Source organism: Pontivivens ytuae (assembly GCF_015679265.1).
In the GTDB taxonomy this organism is placed as follows: domain Bacteria; phylum Pseudomonadota; class Alphaproteobacteria; order Rhodobacterales; family Rhodobacteraceae; genus Pontivivens; species Pontivivens ytuae.
Genome location: NZ_CP064942.1, coordinates 485,361 through 504,483, shown reverse-complemented (window position 1 = coordinate 504,483; position 19,123 = coordinate 485,361). Strand labels below are relative to the sequence as shown.

Below are 19,123 nucleotides of genomic sequence, written 5' to 3'. Positions count from 1 at the left end.
AGCCCGATGACCCGACCCGTCCACATCCTCAACGGCCCCAACCTGAACCTCCTCGGCACCCGCGAGCCGGAGATCTACGGCGCCGATACCCTCGCCGATATCGAGGCGCGCTGCGCTGCGCGGGCGGCGGAGCTGGGCGTCGATCTGACCTTTGCGCAGACCAATTCCGAGGGCGGTCTGGTGGACCTGATCCAGGCCGCGCACGCCGCGGAGGCGGCGATCATCGTCAACGCGGGGGCCTATACACACACGTCCGTGGCACTCCACGACGCGCTGAAGTCTCGGCCCGGCGCGACGGTGATCGAGCTGCATCTGTCCAATCCGCATGCGCGCGAGCCGTTCCGCCACCGCTCCTACATCGCGCCGGTGGCGACGGGCGTGATCGCGGGCTTCGGCGCGCGCGGCTACCTGATGGCGCTCGACGCGGTGGCGAGCTGATCGCCTCCTACGTGCACAGCCAGTGCTGCAACTTTCGGCAGGGTGGTCGATTTCGCCTCCCGAATCGGCGGGGCGTTGAATCTGGGGACGAGCCTGTTACGCTTTTGCGCAAATCAGAGCCGGAACCGTTCCGGCGATAGACAGGGACCGACTGCTTGACCGACACCGCAACGCCGGAAGGCTTCGTCACATTCGATCGCGTGCAAAAGAGCTATGACGGCGAAACGCTCGTCGTGAAGGATCTGAACCTCTCCATCGCGAAGGGGGAGTTCCTGACCATGCTGGGGCCGTCCGGCTCCGGCAAGACCACCTGCCTGATGATGCTCGCGGGGTTCGAGAGCGCCACCCATGGGGAGATCCGCCTCGACGGGCGGCCCATCAACAACATCCCGCCGCACAAGCGCGGGATCGGGATGGTGTTCCAGAACTACGCACTGTTTCCGCACATGACGGTGGCCGAGAACCTCTCCTTCCCGCTCGAGGTCCGCAACATGAGCAAGGACGAGCGGGAGCAGAAGGTGCAACGCGCGCTCGACATGGTGCAGATGGGCGCCTTCGGCGGGCGGCGTCCGGCCCAGCTTTCGGGCGGGCAGCAGCAGCGCATCGCGCTGGCCCGCGCGCTGGTCTTCGATGCGGAGCTCGTGCTGATGGATGAGCCGCTCGGCGCGCTCGACAAGCAGCTGCGCGAGCACATGCAGTTCGAGATCAAGCACCTGCACGAGGAGCTTGGTATTACGGTCGTCTACGTCACCCATGACCAGGGCGAGGCGCTGACCATGTCCGACCGGGTCGCGGTCTTCAACGACGGCAAGATCCAGCAGCTCGCCCCGCCCGAGGATCTGTACGAGCGGCCCGAGAATAGCTTCGTCGCGCAGTTCATCGGCGAGAACAACACGCTCGGCGGCAAGGTCGAGAAGATCGAGAATGGGGTCGCCGAGGTCCGCCTGCATTCCGGCGAGATCATCGACGCGGCCCCGGTCAACGTGACCCGGCCCGGCGAGGAGACCACGATCTCCATCCGGCCCGAGCGGGTCGAGATCGACCACACCCGCCTGCCCGAGAACGCCCACACCATCGACGCCGAAGTGCTCGAATGGATCTACATGGGCGACATCTTCCGCACGCGGCTGCGCGTGGCGGGCAACGAGGATTTCGTCATCAAGTCGCGCAATTCCAGCGATCAGCGCCGCCTCGCGAAGGGCGAGCGGATCAAGATCGGCTGGGCGCCGGAGGACGCGCGGGCGCTCGACGCCTGACCAGGAATTCGCCGCGCACCGGGAGGGGGCGTGGCACATACCGCGGGGGCCCAGGCCCGGCAGGCGACCCGCGGACCGAGAGATCAGACCGGGCACAGGGAAAGACGGATATGAAACTCAAGACATTCATGATCGGCGCCACCTCGGCGTTCGCGCTTGCCACGGTGGCCACCGCACAGGACGGCCCCATGGCGGACGAGCTGACCGTTGTGAGCTGGGGCGGCGCCTACCAAAACTCGCAGCAGAAGGCCTATTCGGAGCCCTATGCCGCGGAGACCGGCGTCGAGTTCACGTGGGACGAGAGCTCGGCCGAGGCGGTGGCCCGCCTGCGCGCGATGGCCGAGGCCGACAACATCACGTGGGACGTGGTCGACGTGGTTGCAGCAGACGCTATGCGCCTCTGCGACGAGGGCATCGCCATGGAGATCGACCATGACGAGGTGCTGGCCCCTGCGCCCGACGGCACCCCGGCCTCCGAGGACTTCGGCGACCTGATCGTCTCCGACTGCTTCGTGCCGCAGATCGTCTACTCCACGACCTTCGGCTACCGCACGGACATCGAGGAGTGGAACGGCAACGTGCCGACCACCGTCTGCGACGTCTGGAACACCGAGGACTTCCCCGGCCAGCGCAGCCTCGAGCGGCGGCCGATCGCCAACATGGAGTGGGCGCTGATCTGTGACGGTGTGGCCATCGAGGATGTCTACGACCTGCTGGAGACGGAGGAGGGCGTCGCCCAGGCCTTCGCCAAGCTCGACGAGATCAAGGATCAGGTCGTGTGGTGGTCCGCCGGTGCCGAGACGCCGCAGCTCCTCGCCGATGGCGAGGTGGTGCTCGGCTCCACCTATAACGGCCGCCTCTTCTCGGTGATCGAGGAACAGGACCAGCCGGTCGCGATGCTCTGGGACTGGCAGATGTTCGACCTCGACGGCTGGATCATCCCCGCCGGCCTGCCGGAGGATCGTCTGAACCGCGCGCTCGACTTCCTGCGCTATGCGACGGACACCCAGCGTCTGGCCGATCAGGCGAAGTACATCTCCTACGGCCCGGCGCGCGCGTCCTCCGCACCGCTGGTGGGTCAGCACGCCGAGCTCGGCATCGACATGGCGCCGCACATGCCGACCGATCCGGCGAACGCCGTGAACACCTTCCTCTTCAACTACAACTGGTGGGCCGACAATCGCGACGACATCGACGCGCAGTTCCAGGCCTGGCTGCTGCAGTAAGCTGAGGCGGACCCGTCCCGGGCGTAGACCCGGGACCGGCCGAAAGAAAGGGACGCCCGCCGCAGGGCGTCCCGCACCGCAAGGCCCCGGATCAGGTCCGGGGCGGTAGCAAGGACACGACACGCCCCGCATGAGCGACCCGCGCCCCAACTGGATGGCCCCCGAACGGTCCCGCGTCTCCACCTTCATCGTGGTGCCCGACGCGATGCGCGTTGCCCGCTTTGCCGAGAAGGTCTTCGACGCGACGCCCGTGGGCGAGCCGCTCTACCGCAAGGACGGCGCGCTCTGGAACCACGAGATCCGGATCGGCGAGTGCTCCATCCTTCTGGGCGACGCCCAGCCCGGCATGATCCGCCCGGGCTTCCTCTACATTCACGTCCCCGATGTGGACGCCACCTTCGCCCGCGCCGTCAAGAACGGTGCGCGCCCGATCATGCACCCCGACGCCCGCTTCTACGGCGACCGCGATGGCGGGGTGGAGGACATGGCCGGGAACCTCTGGTGGATCGCCACCCATGAGCGGGACCTCACCCCGCAGGAAATCGAGCGCGCCGCCCGCGCCGAGGAAGACAGCCGATGACCGACGCCACCACCGGCACCTTTGCCCCGACACCCGATGAGCGCCGACGCAGCGCCGACAGGGATGCGTCCGGCCCCGTCCTCGCCGCCGACGGCACGCCGCTCAAGATCAGCCTGGCGCGCGCCCTGCGCCGCCAGAAGATCCGGGCGCTTCTGCTGATCGCGCCGCTTTTGCTCTTCATCCTGCTCACCTTCATCGTGCCGATCGGGCAGATGCTGCTCCGCTCCGTCGGCAACGAGATCGTCTCGGCCACCATCCCGCGCACCGTCGTGGCGCTTGAGGATTGGGAGTTCGGAGAGGATCCGCCCGGCGAACCGGTCTTCGAAGCGCTCTACGAGGACATGCTGGAGGCGACGGAGGCCAAGATCCACACCCGCCTCGGCTCCCGGCTGAACTACGAGATGTCGGGCATGTCCTCGCTCTTCCGCAAGACGAACGAGCGTCGTCTCGGCGGGTTCGAGGAGGGCGTGCCCTATTCCGAGCAGTTCGCCGAGATCGACGAGGACTGGCTCGACCCGGAGGTCTGGTTCACGATCCAGTCGAATTCCGACACGATCACCGCGGGCTACTTCCTCGCCGCCGTCGATCTGCAGCGCACGCCGGAGGGGATCGAGCCAGTTGCAGGCTTCCAGCAGATCTACGTGAAACTCTTCATCCGCACGCTGATCCTGTCGGTGACGATCACCTTCACCTGCCTGCTACTGGGCTATCCCATCGCCTATCTGCTCGCGACGCTGCCCGCGCGATCGGCCAACCTTCTGCTGATCCTCGTGCTGCTGCCGTTCTGGACATCGCTGCTGGTCCGGACATCCGCGTGGAAGGTGCTGCTGCAACAGCAGGGCGTCATCAACGACACGCTGGTCTGGATAGGGCTGGTCGGCGATGACGGCAGGCTCGCGCTCATCAACAACGCCACCGGCACGGTGATCGCGATGACGCATATCCTGCTGCCTTTCATGATCCTGCCGCTCTATTCGGTGATGAAGACGATCTCGCCGAGTTACGTGCGCGCGGCGAAGTCCCTCGGCGCGACCGACTTCACCGCCTTCCGCCGGGTCTATTTTCCGCAGAGCGTGCCGGGTATCGGGGCAGGGGCGATCCTCGTCTTCATCCTCGCCATCGGCTACTACATCACGCCAGAGCTGGTGGGCGGCACGGACGGCACGTTCATCTCGAACCGGATCTACTACCACATCTCGACGAGCCTGAACTGGGGGCTGGCCGCGGCACTGGCGAGCATCCTGCTCGCCGTCGTGCTGGTCCTCTACTGGGTCTACGACCGCCTCGTCGGCATCGACAACGTGAAGCTGGGGTAAGCCATGGCCCTTCCTGCATATGCCTCCACCGGTCAGAAGGCCTGGCACTACGGGTTCCGCGTCATCTGCGGCCTTATCTTCGCCTTCCTGATCCTGCCGATCCTCATCATCATTCCGCTGAGCTTCAACGCGGAGGACTTCTTCACCTTCACGCCTGAGATGCTGCGGCTGGATCCCGAAGGCTACTCGCTGAAGCACTACCGGGATTTCTTCACCAATCCCGACTGGCAGCAGGCGCTGAAGAACTCGTTCATCATCGCGCCGATCGCGACGATCCTCGCCGTGACCTTCGGCACGCTGGCCGCCATCGGCCTGTCGCAGTCCCACGTGCCGGCGCGCGGGGCGATCATGGCGATCCTGATTTCGCCGATGATCGTGCCGCTCATCATCTCGGCGACCGGCATGTTCTTCTTCTACTCGCAGATGGGGAACTTCCTGGAGGATCGGCTCGGCCTCAGCCAGGATTTCGTGGGCTACGTGAAGATCATCCTCGCCCACGCGGCCCTGGGCATTCCCTTCGTCATCATCACGGTGACGGCGACGCTGGTCGGCTTCGACAAGTCGCTGACGCGCGCCTCCGCCAATCTCGGCGCGGGGCCTGTGCGAACCTTCTTCAAGGTGCAGATGCCGCTGATCCTGCCAGGCGTGATTTCGGGCGGGCTCTTCGCTTTCATCACCTCCTTCGACGAGGTCGTCGTGGTGATTTTCATCGGTTCGGCAAGCCAGCAGACGCTGCCCTGGCAGATGTTCACCGGCCTGCGCGAGCAGATCAGCCCGACGATCCTCGCCGTGGCCACGATCCTCGTCGCGATCTCCATTGTGCTCCTCGCGACCGTCGAGATGCTGCGCCGCCGCTCCGAACGCCTGCGCGGCATGAGCCCGGGCTGATGCGCTGGCTGTTGCTGGCGCTGGCGGCGACCCCGGCGCTCGCCTGTGAAGCGCCGGGCGTGCTGTTCTTCGACGCCGACCCGCGGGTCGAGATCGTGCTGCTGCCCGAGGACGCGGTGCCCGAGGGCGGCATCTCCGTCACCGGCACCTACACCGGAACCGAGCCGCGGGAGGGCGACAAGCCGCTCCCCGTCGGCTTCTTCGCGCGGGCGGGCGAGGTCATCAGCGGTACCGGCGCGCGCGTCGACGGCGTCCTGCTGATCGAGGATGGCCACGCGACCATCACCCGCCGCGACCGCATCGGTCTCGACACTTCTGAGGGCCGTGCGGCGATGGCTGAGCGGGTGGGGCAGGAGGGGCTTTCCCTGCTCCAGACCCATCTGCTGATCGATGGCGGCGAGCTCGACCTGCGCCCCTTGGATGGGGCGCCCGCTTTCACCCGGCGGCTCCTTTTCCAGACCGGCAGCGGCCTCGGACTGTGGCAGAGCGCCGGGCCCGTGACCCTGTACACCGCGGCCGCAAGCCTGCGGGCTGCCTGCGCGCCGGACATGGCGCTGAACCTCGACATGGGCTCCTACGATTTCTGCGTCTCCGAAGGGGAGAATTGCGGGCTTCTCGCCGACACCACCCGCCTCTCGAACCTCATCCACCTAGAGGCCCGAGAGCAGCCAGATCCAGACGGACACGCTCAGAACGGATAGGGCGGTCGACAGCAGCACGGCACTCGCCGCCACGCCCTCGGCCCGATTGTACATCGAGGCGAAGACATAGGCGTTCACCCCCGGCGCCATCGCGGCCGTAACCACAGCGGCCCGGACGAAGGGCAGGGGCAGCGCGAAGACCTCGACCGCCAGCACCCATGCGATGGACGGGTGCACCACCAGCGAGAGGAACGCCACCATCAGCGCCTGCGGCACCTGCGCAGCCATGCGGTAGCGCGTGAGCACGCCGCCGAGCCCGAAGAGCGCCGCGGGCAGCGCTGCCCGCACCATCAGGTCCACCGCGGCCCAGACGGGCTCGGGCAGGGTCGCGCCGGAGAGGTTCACCGCGAAGCCCGCCGCGAGCCCGATCATCAGCGCATTTCGGAACATCGCCCGCCCGATGGCGCGCAGCGTCCCGATCAGTCCGCGCCCGTCGGCCCGTGCGACCTCCATCGCGGTGATCCCCAGCAGGTAGCAGAAGGGCGCGTGGATCGCGATGATTCCGAAATTCGCCGCCAGCGCCTCGGCGCCGTAAGCCCGCTCCATGATCGGCAGGCCCAGCAGGACGGAGTTCGAGAACAGCGCCCCGAACCCCACCGCCACCGCCTCGCCCGGCCGCCGCCGAAACAGCCGCCGCGCCCCGATGATCCCCAACGCGAAGCACACGGTTGCCCCGGCGTAGAAACTCACCAGCAGCCGCCAATCGAACACCGCGCCCAGATCGAGCCGCGCCAGCGCCGCGAAGAGCAGGCACGGAATGGCGAACCCTTGGGTGAACACCATCAGCCCGTCCACATGGGCGGAGGTGAAAAGCTTCGCCCGCACCGCCAGCCACCCGGCGCCGATCACCAGGAAGACCGGAATGACCGTCTCCAGGATCCCTAGCACCGCGCCGCCTTCGGATTCGCCGAAGTATCCCCCCGCCGGAGGCGCCGGCCGCTGGCTCGCGCGCGCTCAGATCTCATATTCGATCCGCATCCCGTCGAAGGCGGGGGTGACATGCTCCGGCGTCTCGGCGTCCACTGTCGCGTAGTCGAGGTCGATATGCATGTTGGTGAGCACCGCGCGGCGCGGCTGCACCTGCGCGATCCACTCCAGCGTCAGCTCCAGATGGGCGTGGGTCGGGTGCGGCTTGTAGCGCAGCGCGTCCACCACCCAGCAGTCGAGCCCCTCCAGCACTGTAAAGGCCGCGTCGTTCATCACGGCCACGTCGGGCAGGTAGGCGAGGTCATGGATGCGCAGCCCCAGCGCGTCGATCGAGCCGTGGTTGACCTCGAACGGCACGAAGGAGATCGCGCCGCCCGCACCCTCGATCTCGATCGGTCCGGCGAGCGGGCGCAGGTCGAGGATCGGCGGATAGGGGCTGCCCTCGGGCTGGATAAAGGCATAGCCGAAGCGGTCGATCAGCGAGTTCGTCGTCTTCTCGTCCGCATAGACCGGCAGGCGCTGGCGCGTGTTGAAGACGATCATGCGCAGGTCGTCGAGCCCGTGCACGTGGTCCGCGTGCTCGTGGGTGTAGACCACGGCGTCAAGCACCCCGATCCCGAGGTCGAGGAGCTGTGCCCGCATGTCCGGCGAGGTGTCGATCAGGACCCGCGTGACCGCCTCGCCCTCAAACCGCTCGACCAGCATGGAGCAGCGGCGGCGCATGTTCTTCGGGTTCTCCGGATCGCAGGCGCCCCAGTGCCCGCCCAGCCGCGGTACGCCGCCGGAGGAGCCGCAGCCCAGGATCGTGAAGACCAGACGCGCCACTAGGCCGCCGCCTCCGTCCGCGCAGCCTTCGGGAACAGCCGCTCGAAATTGGCTTCGGTGGCGGCGGCGAACTCGGCTTCACTGACGCCGAAGACCTCCGCCCCCACCCGCGCCGTGTGGGCGGTGAAGGCGGGCTCGTTGCGCTTCCCGCGATGGGGCACTGGCGCGAGGTAGGGGCTGTCGGTCTCCACCAGCACCCGGTCGAGCGGGGCGGCGGCGAAGATGTCGCGCAGCTCCTGCGATTTCTTGAAGGTCGCGATGCCGGACATGGAAAGGTAGAAGCCGAGCTCCAACGCCGCCTCTGCCAGCGCGCGCCCGCTGGAAAAGCAGTGCATGACGCAGTCATAGGCGCCCTTGCCGTGCTCCTCCCGTAGGATCCGCGCCATGTCCTCGTCCGCGTCGCGCGCGTGGATAATGAGGGGTAGGCGCGTCTCGCGGCACGCGGCGATGTGGCGGCGCAGGCTCTCCTGCTGGGCGTCCGCGCTCTCGGCGGTGTAGTGGTAGTCGAGCCCGGTCTCGCCGATCGCCACCATCTTTGGATGTCGCGCGGCCTCGACCAGCTCGGCGACCTCGATCATCGGCTCCTCGGCCACGCGCATCGGGTGGATGCCGTAGGCGAACCAGACATTCGGGTAGCGCTCGGCGATCTCGGTCACGCGGGGCAGCCCCTCGCGCCGAGTGCAGATGGTGACCATCCGCGCGACACCCGCATCAGCCGCGCGCGCGACGATCTCGTCGAGTTCACCGTCGAAATCGGGGAAGTCGAGATGGCAATGGCTGTCGGTCAGCATCGGGACCCTTAACTGACCCGCCGGGCCGTGGCGTCAATCTGCACGAACGTATCGAGCATGACCTGCGCGGGGTCAAGGTTCACCGCCCGCGCGTGGCCGACGCGGCCCGCGAGTGTCTCCGCAAGGTCCGCCCAGCCCTGCGCGGCCGTCAGCCCCGGCGCCAGCCGCGCCAGCACCGCGGCCTCGCCCGGCACGACCTCCACCGGCGTCTCGCCCATCGCCCCGGTGCGGGAGAGGCGGGCGAGCAGGCGGTCAACGAGGCGCACCATCAGGTCGTAGCGGGTCTCCGCGGTGCGGCCCGCCGCCGTCTCCGCCAGCCCGATCATGGCGGGGCGGCTCATCTTCGGCGCGCCGTCGAGCAGCTTCACGAGGGCCGCGTAGACCGCGACGCCATCGTCCGCGATCATGCGGATCGCCTCGCCCGCCGAGCCACCGGAGAGCTCGGCGAGGGCCGCCGCATTCCCCTCCGGCGGGAAGCCCGCATCCATCATCGCGCTGTCGAGGCTCGCCGCGTCGAGCGTGCCGAGCCGCAGCTCGCGGCAGCGCGACCGGATCGTCGGCAACAGCCGCCCCGGCTGATGGCAGACCATCAGGATCAGCGCGCGCTCGGGTGGCTCCTCCAGCACTTTCAGGAGGGCGTTCTGCCCCGCGACGTTCATCTCGTCCATGGCGTCGACGATGGCCACGCGCCAGCCGCCATCGGCGGCACTCATGGTGAAGAAGGATTTGAGCGACCGCACTTCTTCCACCCCGATCACGGTGCGCAGGCGCTTCGCCTTCTCGTCCCAAGGACGGCGGGTCAGATGGACCCGCGGCTCGCCCAAGGCTGCGATCCGGCGGAAAGTGGAGCTGTCGGGGGGGACGTAGAGGCCGGTGCCGCGGTCCTCCGCCCCGTCCACAAGAAACCGCGCGATCCGCCAGCCGAGCGTCGCCTTGCCCACGCCGCGCGGCCCGGTGAGCATCCAGCCATGGTGCAGCCGCCCGGCGGCGGCGTCGAGGAACCGGTCCTCAGCCGCGTGTTGACCATGCAGCGAGGCCGTCTCCCGCGGATGCGGCGCGCCCTCGACGCGGTCCGGTTCGGGCAGGGCGTCGTCGCTCATGCGCGCACCCCGATGCGGGCGCAGTAGGCGGCGAGCACATCGGCCGCGACCGCGTCCTCGCTCCGCCCGCCGTCGATCAGCACGCAGCGCTCCGCCAGATCGTGCGCCAGCGCCCGGAACCCGTCGCGCAGCGTCGCCTGGAAGCCTGCGCCCATATCCTCGAACCGATCCTCGCCGGAGCGGCGGGCGAGGCCACGAGCCAGTGCGACCTCCGGGTCCATGTCGATGACGAAGGTCAGGTCCGGTTCCAGCCCGATCATCAGCCGGTGGAGCTCATCGACGATCCCGCGCAGGTCGCCGCGGGTGGCCCCCTGGTAGACCCGGGTGGAGTCCGCGAACCGGTCGCTCACCACAATCTCCCCGTCGGCGAGCGCCGGGTGGATCAGCCGCTCCACGTGGTCGCGCCGGGCGGCGGTGAAGAGCAGGATCTCCGTCTCCGCCGACCAGCGGCCGGGATCGCCCTCGACGAGCAACCGCCGGATCTCCTCTGCACCAGCGGAGCCGCCGGGCTCCCGCGTCAGACGCACGGTCTGGCCGCGCGCCTCCAGCGCGGCCGCGAGCCGCCGTGCCTGGGTGGACTTTCCGGAACCGTCGATCCCCTCGAAGGTGACGAACATGCCCTATTCGGTCGCCGTCTCGGCCGCGGTCTCTTCCCCGCCGCCGGCGATCTGCTCCAACGCCCGCTCGGCCAGCAACCGACCGGAAGAGAGGACGCGGGTCATCGCGCCGCCTTCCAGCACCTCGATGCCGGCGACCAGCGGAATGGTGATCTCGCCCACCGTGCCGGTGTCGAGCACGAGGTCTGCGACGTGATCACCGGCACGCACCGGCGCGGGGATCGGCCCGTCATAGATGACGCGGGCCGTCGCGTTCGCCGCCTGGCCGATCGGCAGGGTGGCCACGATGGAGTCGCCCGCGACGAGCGGCACGCTCGCCTGCTCGCCCAGCCAGACATCGGCCTCGGCCACCACGTCGCCCTCCTCGAAGAAGGTTACGTTCTCGAACTCTCGGAAGGCCCAGCTCACGATCCGCTCGGACTCCGTCGTGCGGGCCGAGATACTGTCGAGCCCCGTCACCATGAAGAGCACACGCCGCCCGTCGCGCACCGCCGAACCGACGAGGCCGTAGCCCGCCTCCTCGGTATGCCCCGTCTTCAGCCCGTCGCCGCCCACATCGGAGTAGAGCAGCGGGTTGCGGTTGCGCTGGGTGATGTCGTTCCAGGTGAACTCGGTCTCGGCCCAGTAGTGATAGAACTCCCCGAACTCGTCGATCATCCGCCGCCCGACGGTGACGAGATCTCGTGCGCTCATCCGATGCTCCGGATGCGGCCAGCCGGTGGAGTTGATGAAGGTGGAATCGTTCATGCCAAGCTCGCGCGCCCGCGCCGTCATCCGGTCGGCGAAAGCCCGTTCGGAGCCCGCAAGCTGCTCGGCCACCACGATGCAGGCGTCGTTGCCCGACAGCACGACGATGCCGCGGATCAGGTCCTCCACCGTCGGATTGTGCCGCGTTTCCAAGAACATGGTGGAGCCGCCATAGCCGTGGGCGTTTTCGGACACCGGGAAGGTGTCCTCAAGGCTCACCCGCCCCTCTTGGATCGCCTCGAACAGCATGTTGAGCGTCATCAGCTTCGACATGGAGGCGGGCGGGATCGGCTCGTCCGCGTTCTTTTCCAGGAGCACCGCGCCGGTCTCGTAATCGACCACGAGGGCGGAGCTCGCGGCGGTGTCGAGGGTCTGCGCCCCCACGGTCAGCGGAACGATCAGGGCGAGGGCGAGCAGCGGACGGAAGAACACGGGTCGGACACTCCTTGGCAAACCGACGGTTACTCTAAAGGGAAATGGCGATCGCGTCCGAAAAACCCAGCTCGCGCAGGCGCTGTCGGGTCTCGGCGAGCTCCGCGTCGCTTTCGGCGGGGCCGACGACGACACGGGTGAGGCTACCGGCGGGCAGGGCGCGGGCAGCAAGCCCCTCGGCCTGCAGCCGTTCCACCAGTGCTTCGGCGTTGCCCGGGACCCCGAACATGCCGACCTGCATGAAGGGCGTGTCGGGTGCGGCAGCGGGGGCAGGGGCCACGGCCTCTGCGACCGGCTGCGGCGCCTCGGCTTCCTCGACCGCCGGGGCGGCCGCTTCAATGGCGGGCTCGGGATCGGGGGCTGCAACGATGGCCGCCGCAATCTCCGCGATTGCGGCCTCGTCGGAGGCAAGCTCGACCTCTGCAGCCTCGTCGTCCGCCGGGGCGGCGGCCTCGTCGACGGCTGCCGCAGCTGCTTCGCCCTCCGCAACGACATCGACAGCGTCCTCTACCTCCGCCGCGTTGCTCTCGGCCTCCTCGGCATCGCCTTCGGCGGCGTCATCGGCCACATCGACGACCTCGGGCCGGACCGCAATCACCTCGACCTCCAGCGGAACGCCCGGCTCCGCGCCGAGTTCCTGCGCCGCATCGGCGGAGAGCTGGAAGACCGGGCCCGGCAGGCCCGCTTCGCGCCGGAAGAGTGCCGCGGTGATCGACTGCCCGCTGGTGACGTCCGTCACCTCGACCCGCTCTGGATTGCCCACATCGGGGTGCGCGATCCAAGCCCCGCCCAGCGAGGGGCGGCCATCCCAGATCGCCTCATCCTGAAGAGAGAAGAGGTCGGGCCGCGGCGTCAGCCGTTCCTCGACCACCGGCTCGACGCGCGCTGGCTCTTCCTCTGTAATAACAGGCGTTTCGCGGGTCAGCGCCGCCTCGTCGTCCTGAGTCTCGCAGGCCGAAAGCGCGAGGGCCGTGGCCCCTGTCCAGAGAACCGCCACCAATGCACGCCGTGCCATGCTAATTGCCCCGCCTCGATCCGGTCGCGGGGCGTGATGCACCCCGTCGTCTTGCTGCTGCGCGAAGCCTACAGGAAGGTTTCGACCAAGGAAAGGGCAGCGCTGGACGCCCCGCGTCGGCCCGTGTAGGCATCACCGGGTCGGAGGTGTGGCCGAGCGGTTGAAGGCACCGGTCTTGAAAACCGGCAGGCGGGTGACCGTCTCGTGGGTTCGAATCCCACCGCCTCCGCCAACTTTTGCTGTCGCCGTCCCCTTCGCACGATGACTGCTTCGCGGACCGAGCGGTTACTGGAAAAGGATCGCCTTGGGGTAGGGCTGTGCGAGGGGCGGCATATCGGCTTCGGCGAAGTACTTCAGTTCTTGTGTTTCGGGATCGATAACGGACTGCGACGGCTGAGCTGATCTGCATCTGAAGACGGCGACGGTGTATTCGACGTGATCGCCGTTCGGATACCGGTAGCGAAATCCCGCGCCGCCCAGAACCGATACGAGATCTGCCTCGCCGAAGGTCATGCCGGTTTCTTCGAGCACTTCGCGGCGGAGAGCCTCGATCGGCGTTTCGCCGGGCTCGATCCCGCCGGCCGGAAGGCTCCAACCCTGCGAGCCGCCCTTTCGTTGCAGAAGCAGCCGCCCCCTTCCGTCATGGATCAGGGCGGCCACGCTGGGCAGCAGGAGGAGGTCGTGGCCGATCTTCGCCCTGATGCCATCGATGTAGGCGCTTGCTGTCATTCCCCGAGCCTACCGCTCGAAGCGCAGCACCGATACGCCTCCCGCTCGAAGGCAGTCGCGGCTACCCAGGCGTCACTCCTCGAAGACCGGGGAGGTGTCGCCGAAGACGCGGATGGAGGTGACCAGTCCGTCCTCGCCCCGGTCCGTGAAGGCGACCGCGCGCACCGTGACCTTGCGCCCGTCATGCCGTTCGTAGTGGTTCAGCGCCTCCAGCACGTAGGCTCGGTCGGTGCCGTAGATGTTGGTGAGGTCATGCTCGATGCTGCGGAAGCTCTGCCAGTAGCCCGCCAGCATGCCCACCACCGCCTCCTTGCCTTCCACGGCAGGGGCGTTGCCGAACTGGATCGAGACGTCGTCGGCGAGGAAGGTGGCATAGGCGTCGATATCCTTGGCGTCGAGCGCTTCGAGATATTGCAGGTAGCTCCGGTAGGCGTCGTCGCTCAACTGATTGATGCGCAGGTTCGAGGTGATCATGGCTCCGGTCCTTTCGCTGGAGTGTGGCATCGCTGCCGATGCCTCTGATTTACGTGTTCGGCCTCATAGTCTCCAATTGAACGGCTGAGTGAGCATCATAAGCTGGAGTTATGAGCAGTCGGCCCGACCTGAACCTCCTGATCGTCTTCGACGCGATCATGTCCGAGCGGAACCTGCGGCTGGCGGCCGAGCGCCTGGGCCGCTCGCAACCCGCGGTCAGCCAGTCGGTCGCGCGCCTGCGCGACATCCTCGGCGACCGATTGTTCGAGAAGACGCCGAAGGGCGTGAAGCCCACCCCGCGGGCCGAGGCGCTGTGGCTGGAGATCCGCGAGCCGCTGCATGTCATCGGCCAGGCGCTCACCCATTCGGAGTTCGATCCAACCGCCATCCGCGCCCAGGTGACGATCGGGCTGGCGGACGATGTGCACGACATGGCCTTCGCCGCACTCGTCTCGCATCTGCGCGAGCAGGCGCCGGGGCTTGTGCTGCGCGTGTGGGAGGTCGACCACCAGTCGATCTGGCCCGGGGTCGGAGATGGGCGGGTCGACCTCGCCGTGTCGGTGGCGCCGCCTCCGCCGCGCGGGCTGGGGGCCGCGACGCTCTTCGAGCAGCGCTTCATGTTGCTGCACCGGCCCGACGCGATGCCTCCGGCCACGTTGGATGCTTACCTGAAGGCGACCCATGTGGCCGTCGGTTTTCGGAACGAGGAGGCGGGCTACACCGATCAGCGGCTCGCCAACATGGGGCACGCGCGCAAGGTCATCGCGTGGACGCCCCGCTTCGTCGCCATCCCGGACCTGATCGCACGCACCGGCGCGATCGCGACGATGCCGGAGCCGATTGCCCGGTGCCACGCCCGGCGGTTCGGCCTCGCGACCGCCCGGCTGCCCTTCGATCTCGACCCCGTGCCGGTGCGGCTCTGCTGGCATGAGCGGCGGCGGACCGATCCGCTCCACATGTGGCTGCGGGGGCAGGTGGGCGACGTCGTGCGCCGCCAGATGATGCCCTGACGCCCGGCTCAGAAGCTGCCGCTGGCCGCGCGCGCGGCCTCGATCAGTTCCGCCCCGATCTCCTCCGTGAACTCGACCTGAACGGGATCGAGCGCATCGACCCAGTCGGCGCGCTCTGCGTCGGGGATGCTGCGCACGCAGCCGCCATCGCCGCGGATGCGGATCTTGGCCAGCTCGTTGAGCTCGAAGGTGAAGCCGTTGCGCTCATGCGTGACCTCGTCGAGCAGGAACTGGAAGCGCTCCAGATCCTCGCCCAGCGCCTCGATCACCGGGGTGGAGGCGACCACGACATAGGTGCCCGCGCTGACATTCGCCTCCAGCACGCAGTTCTGCACCTCGTAGAACCGCTCGGCGAAGATGTTGGCGAAGGAGTTCATCTGCCCGTCGATGCTGCCATCGGCCAGCGCGTCATAGACCTCGCCGAAGCGCATCCGGATCGAGGTCGCGTCGAGCTGCGAGAAGGTCCGCTCGATCACTGCGGAGGGCTGCGCGCGGAAGGTGAGCCCGGCCGCATCCGCCGGTTCGTCCAGCGGTCGGCTCGCGGTGAGCTGGCGCATGCCGTTCGACCAGTAGGCGAGGCCGTGGATGCCGTCCTGCTCCAGTGCGGCCAGCAGCTCCAGCCCGTCGTCGGAGATCTGGAACTCCTGCGCGGCGATCATGTTCTCAAACAGGAACGGCAGGTCGAAGATCCGGTAGCGCGGCGTCAGCCGGTCGAACTGCGTGGTGGAGGGCGCGCCCATCAGCGGCTCGCCGTCGATCATGGCGTTGAGCAGATCCTCGTCGTCATACATCGCGCGGCGCGGGTGGACGCTCATGCAGAGCGTGCCGTCGAACTCGACGTTGACCCGGCGTGCGAGCTCCGCCGCCGCCTCTCCCTTCGGGTGGCCAGATCCTGCATTCACATGGGAGAAGGGGACATGCAGCTCCCCTCTGTCGCATTCGGGCGGAAGGTCCTGGGCGGCCGCCGGGGCGGCGCAGATGGCAAGCGGAAGCAGATAGCGTTTCATGGCGTAGTCCTCAGGCTGGGCCGGAGGCTGCGCCACAACGCCACCCCGACCCCCACGGTCAGGAAGGCGGCCGCGACCGGCTCTGTTATGAAGATCGTCCATCCGGTGCGTGACAGGAGCAGGCTCTGGCGCAGGGCCTCCTCCGCACCGGGGGCGAGAATGAATGCGATGATGAAGGCGGCGGGCGGGAAGCCGAGACGGCGCATGGCGTAGCCGAGCACGCCCGCGCCCAGCATCACCTGCACGTCCCAGAGGCTCAGCCGCCCCGTATAGGCCGCGATCAGCGTGATCATGAAGATCGCCGGATAGACGAGGCCCGCCGGCACCGCCGCGATCGCCCGTCCGATCGCCGGGCCGAAGAACCAGCCGATCAGGCCGTAAAGCACGATGCCGATCAGCCCCGCCGCGAAGAGGCCGTAGACGAGGTCGTGCGCGGCCACGAACAGCGTCGGGCCGATCGGGATCCCGTGGATCAAGAAGACGCCCATCAGGATCGCCGCGACCGTGGTCCCCGGCACACCGAGCGTCAGCAGCGGGATCATCGAGGGGCCGGAGACCGCGTTGTTCGCGGCCTCGGGCGCTGCGACACCGGCCAGCTTGCCCGTGCCCCACTCGTGCCCGTCCGGCGCGCGCCGCTTCTCCTCCCCATACGCCACGAAGGCCGCGACGGAGGAGCCGAGCCCCGGCATGATCCCGATCACCGCGCCGTAGAGGGCGGAGCGGGTGATGACACCCACCAGCGGCCGCACGTCGAGCCAGCGCAGCGCAGCCCCCGCGCCGCTCGCCCGGTCGATCACCCGCGCCTGTTGGCCGGTCAGCCGCGCCTCGGCCTGCACCATGAGCTCCGAGATCACGAAGACCCCGATCAGCAGCGGCACCAGCGTGAAGCCGTTCTCCAGCTCCAGCACGCCGAAGGTCCAGCGCGCCTGTCCCGTGATGGGGTCGAGGCCGACCAGTGCCACCGCGATCCCCAGCACCGTCGCCAGCAGCCCCTTGATGACGGAGGCGCCGACGACCGACCCTATGACGAGGAAGGCCATCATGTAGACCGCGAAGTACTCCGGCGGCCCGAACTTCGCGGTCTGCGTCGCGATTAGCGCCGCGCCGAAGATCAGGATGATGTCGCCGATCAGGTCGCCCGAGACGCTGGCGACCGTCGCCATGCGCAGCGCTCGCACGCTCTCGCCCCGCTTGGCCATCGGATAGCCGTCGGTCATCGTCGCGACCGACGCCGTCGTGCCCGGCGTGTTGAACAGGATCGCCGCGACCGACCCGCCATAGCGCCCCGACTTCCCGATCACGTAGAGGAACGCGAGGGCCGCCAGCGGGTCGAGATAGAAGGTCAGCGGCACCAGCATCGCGATGGCGGCGGCGGCCGTCAGGCCGGGCAGGGCGCCGATCACCACCCCGATGAAGGCCGCGAGTGCGACGAAGCCCAGCGCGGTCGGGTTGGCGAATAGCGTGGCGAAACCGTCGAGAATATCCATGCGCTCAATCCAGCAGCGCCAGCAGGTCGAACCAGCGGCCCCGCGGCATGAACACGCCCATCAGCTCGATGAAGATCAGGTGGAGCGCTAGGGGCAGGGCGAGCATCGTCGCCAGGATCACCCGCCAGTCCCGCGCGCCGAAGAGCACCACCGCGGCACCTGCGACCGCCGCGCTCGTGGCAAGGTATCCGATCAGCGGCGTCAGCACGACATGGCCGATGCCTACCGCAACCAACGCGGCCGCGCGCCAGGGCAACGCGGGGCCCGCCTCACCCCCCGGAGAGGTCGGACCGAAGGCCAACGCCAGCCCTCCCGCGATCAGCAGCACGCAAACGGCCTGCGGCACGAAGCGCGGCCCGATCAGACCCGCTTCGGTGAGCCTGATGTCGTAGGTCAGAAGCAGGAGCGCCGCCCCCACGACGGCCAGGCAGAGCCCGGTCCAGAAATCCGCGCTGCGTATCATTCGATGTCCCCTCGCGGCCCCACTCCCCCAAGCTGGACCCTCTTTATTGGCGGGGCCGGAGCAGTGCCCCGGCCCGCAGTCTTACTCCCGTGTCGCTTCGACCAGGGGTTCCAGTTCTGCCTGCAATGCCTCGAGCCGGCCGCGTGCCTCCTCCGGCGTCCCGCCCTGCACCGAGAGCCCCGCGCGGGTGACGAGGCGGCCATAGGTCTCGCCCTCGACCGTCGCGGCGATCGCTTCGGAAATGATGGCGGCCACGTCGTCCGGCACCTCGGCGGAGGCCATGATCATCTGCGGATTGGTCAGCGGCACGTCCGGCAGGCCCTGCTCGGCAAAGGTCGGCGTGTCCGGGTTCGCCGGATCCCGCTCGGAGCCTGCAACGCCGATCGCGCGGATCTGGCTCTCGAACCCGTTCTGAAGCTGCACGCCCATGAACCCGAAATCCACCTGCGCGCCCGCCACCGCGTTGCGCGCCCGGCTGCCACCCTGGAAGGGCACGTCCTGCACCGCGATCCCGTTCTCCTGCAGGAACGCGACGCCGGTGAGCTGGAAGAGCGAGCCGCGCCCCGGATGCGACCAGCGCAGCGCGTCAGGATCGTCCTGGGCTGCAGCGACGAGGTCGGCGGCACTCTGGAACGGGCTGTCGATGGGCACCAGCAGGCCGGGGATCGAGGCCCCGATCTGACCGAGGATCCGCATGTCCTCCAGCGGCTGCACGGGCGCTGCCTCGCCGTCATACATCGCCTTCACGAGGAACGAGCCCGCGCTCGCCATGTAGAGCGTGTAACCGTCCGCCGGTTGTTCGGTGACGAACTGCGCCGCGATCATCCCGGCCGCGCCGGGGCGGTTCACCACGACCATCGGCATGCCCAGCGCCTCGTTGATCGTGCCCGCGAGGGCGCGCGCATAGGTGTCGGTGCCGCCACCGGCATTGAAACCCACGACGAGCGTGATCGGCTTGCTGGGGAAGTCCTGCGCGGCCAGCGGGCTCGCCAGCAGGGTCGCGGCCACCGCCGCCTTCACTAATGTCCGTCTCTCAATCATCGCCCATCCTCCCCAAGCAGTGGCTTTGTCATTGCCCCTCATGGTCGGGCGTG

General features: G+C 68.3%; 20 protein-coding genes, 1 tRNA gene and 1 pseudogene. 9 read left to right on the top strand and 13 right to left on the bottom strand.

Annotation, left to right across the window (positions count from 1 at the left end; translation table 11 throughout):
• The first annotated feature begins 6 nt into the window (after positions 1–6).
• From aroQ to I0K15_RS02305, 7 genes and pseudogenes are all read left to right on the top strand, one after another.
• Positions 7–438, top strand: a complete 432-nt coding sequence (gene aroQ, locus I0K15_RS02335; RefSeq protein ID WP_196103851.1) for a type II 3-dehydroquinate dehydratase — start codon at positions 7–9, stop codon at positions 436–438.
• A 155-nt stretch (positions 439–593) separates the two neighbouring features.
• A complete protein-coding gene (locus tag I0K15_RS02330) occupies positions 594–1,694 on the top strand; it encodes an ABC transporter ATP-binding protein (RefSeq protein ID WP_196103850.1) in 1,101 nt (366 codons plus the stop codon).
• A gap of 110 nt (positions 1,695–1,804) precedes the next feature.
• Entirely contained in the window at positions 1,805–2,920 is a 1,116-nt protein-coding gene (locus I0K15_RS02325) for an extracellular solute-binding protein (protein WP_196103849.1), read from the top strand.
• Between the two features lie 130 nt (positions 2,921–3,050).
• Positions 3,051–3,500: a VOC family protein gene (locus tag I0K15_RS02320; protein WP_196103848.1), complete on the top strand. Its 450-nt coding sequence runs from the start codon at positions 3,051–3,053 to the stop codon at positions 3,498–3,500.
• Entirely contained in the window at positions 3,497–4,816 is a 1,320-nt protein-coding gene (locus I0K15_RS02315; protein WP_196103847.1) for an ABC transporter permease, read from the top strand. Before I0K15_RS02320 ends, I0K15_RS02315 begins: the two co-directional genes overlap by 4 nt.
• A gap of 9 nt (positions 4,817–4,825) precedes the next feature.
• Positions 4,826–5,704, top strand: a pseudogene (locus tag I0K15_RS02310) (ABC transporter permease); the annotation flags it as partial.
• On the top strand, positions 5,704–6,405 hold the full coding sequence (locus I0K15_RS02305; protein ID WP_196103845.1) for a hypothetical protein: 702 nt from the start codon (positions 5,704–5,706) through the stop codon (positions 6,403–6,405). The pseudogene I0K15_RS02310 and the gene I0K15_RS02305, both read left to right, overlap by 1 nt.
• Here I0K15_RS02305 and I0K15_RS02300 read toward each other — a convergent pair.
• From I0K15_RS02300 to I0K15_RS02270, 7 genes are all read right to left on the bottom strand, one after another.
• Complete coding sequence (locus I0K15_RS02300; RefSeq protein WP_196103844.1) at positions 6,355–7,293, bottom strand: AEC family transporter; 939 nt, start codon at positions 7,291–7,293, stop codon at positions 6,355–6,357. The two genes, I0K15_RS02305 and I0K15_RS02300, sit on opposite strands and share 51 nt — an antisense overlap.
• Before the next feature lie 66 nt (positions 7,294–7,359).
• Positions 7,360–8,157, bottom strand: coding sequence for an MBL fold metallo-hydrolase (locus tag I0K15_RS02295; RefSeq protein ID WP_196103843.1), 798 nt, complete (start codon positions 8,155–8,157; stop codon positions 7,360–7,362).
• Complete coding sequence (locus tag I0K15_RS02290) at positions 8,157–8,948, bottom strand: TatD family hydrolase (RefSeq protein ID WP_196103842.1); 792 nt, start codon at positions 8,946–8,948, stop codon at positions 8,157–8,159. The genes I0K15_RS02295 and I0K15_RS02290 overlap by 1 nt, the downstream gene beginning before the upstream one ends.
• Positions 8,949–8,956: 8 nt before the next feature.
• A complete protein-coding gene (locus I0K15_RS02285) occupies positions 8,957–10,048 on the bottom strand; it encodes a DNA polymerase III subunit delta' (RefSeq protein ID WP_196103841.1) in 1,092 nt (363 codons plus the stop codon).
• Positions 10,045–10,665: a dTMP kinase gene (tmk, locus tag I0K15_RS02280; RefSeq protein ID WP_196103840.1), complete on the bottom strand. Its 621-nt coding sequence runs from the start codon at positions 10,663–10,665 to the stop codon at positions 10,045–10,047. Before tmk ends, I0K15_RS02285 begins: the two co-directional genes overlap by 4 nt.
• A gap of 3 nt (positions 10,666–10,668) precedes the next feature.
• Positions 10,669–11,844 carry a D-alanyl-D-alanine carboxypeptidase family protein gene (locus I0K15_RS02275; RefSeq protein WP_230374242.1) on the bottom strand — a complete coding sequence of 392 codons (1,176 nt, stop codon included), beginning with the start codon at positions 11,842–11,844 and terminating at the stop codon, positions 10,669–10,671.
• 34 nt (positions 11,845–11,878) lie between these two features.
• Positions 11,879–12,859, bottom strand: coding sequence for an SPOR domain-containing protein (locus I0K15_RS02270; protein WP_196103838.1), 981 nt, complete (start codon positions 12,857–12,859; stop codon positions 11,879–11,881).
• Between the two features lie 142 nt (positions 12,860–13,001).
• Between I0K15_RS02270 and I0K15_RS02265 the strand changes: the two genes are divergently transcribed.
• Positions 13,002–13,091: transfer RNA gene (locus I0K15_RS02265), tRNA-Ser, on the top strand.
• A 53-nt stretch (positions 13,092–13,144) separates the two neighbouring features.
• On the opposite strand, the gene I0K15_RS02260 is transcribed toward I0K15_RS02265, so the two are convergent.
• Entirely contained in the window at positions 13,145–13,519 is a 375-nt protein-coding gene (locus tag I0K15_RS02260) for an NUDIX domain-containing protein (protein WP_230374241.1), read from the bottom strand.
• 141 nt (positions 13,520–13,660) lie between these two features.
• Positions 13,661–14,062 (bottom strand): nuclear transport factor 2 family protein, encoded by a 402-nt coding sequence (locus I0K15_RS02255; RefSeq protein WP_196103836.1) that lies wholly within the window; start codon positions 14,060–14,062, stop codon positions 13,661–13,663.
• A 110-nt stretch (positions 14,063–14,172) separates the two neighbouring features.
• Between I0K15_RS02255 and I0K15_RS02250 the strand changes: the two genes are divergently transcribed.
• A complete protein-coding gene (locus I0K15_RS02250; protein WP_196103835.1) occupies positions 14,173–15,072 on the top strand; it encodes a LysR family transcriptional regulator in 900 nt (299 codons plus the stop codon).
• A gap of 8 nt (positions 15,073–15,080) precedes the next feature.
• Here I0K15_RS02250 and dctP read toward each other — a convergent pair whose 3' ends face one another.
• The 4 genes from dctP to I0K15_RS02230 form a co-directional block, all read right to left on the bottom strand.
• Positions 15,081–16,079, bottom strand: coding sequence for a TRAP transporter substrate-binding protein DctP (gene dctP, locus I0K15_RS02245; protein ID WP_196103834.1), 999 nt, complete (start codon positions 16,077–16,079; stop codon positions 15,081–15,083).
• On the bottom strand, positions 16,076–17,566 hold the full coding sequence (locus tag I0K15_RS02240; protein WP_196103833.1) for a tripartite tricarboxylate transporter permease: 1,491 nt from the start codon (positions 17,564–17,566) through the stop codon (positions 16,076–16,078). The genes dctP and I0K15_RS02240 overlap by 4 nt, the downstream gene beginning before the upstream one ends.
• Before the next feature lie 4 nt (positions 17,567–17,570).
• Entirely contained in the window at positions 17,571–18,029 is a 459-nt protein-coding gene (locus I0K15_RS02235; RefSeq protein WP_196103832.1) for a tripartite tricarboxylate transporter TctB family protein, read from the bottom strand.
• Between the two features lie 81 nt (positions 18,030–18,110).
• Positions 18,111–19,070: a Bug family tripartite tricarboxylate transporter substrate binding protein gene (locus I0K15_RS02230; RefSeq protein WP_196103831.1), complete on the bottom strand. Its 960-nt coding sequence runs from the start codon at positions 19,068–19,070 to the stop codon at positions 18,111–18,113.
• Between the last annotated feature and the right edge of the window lie 53 nt (positions 19,071–19,123).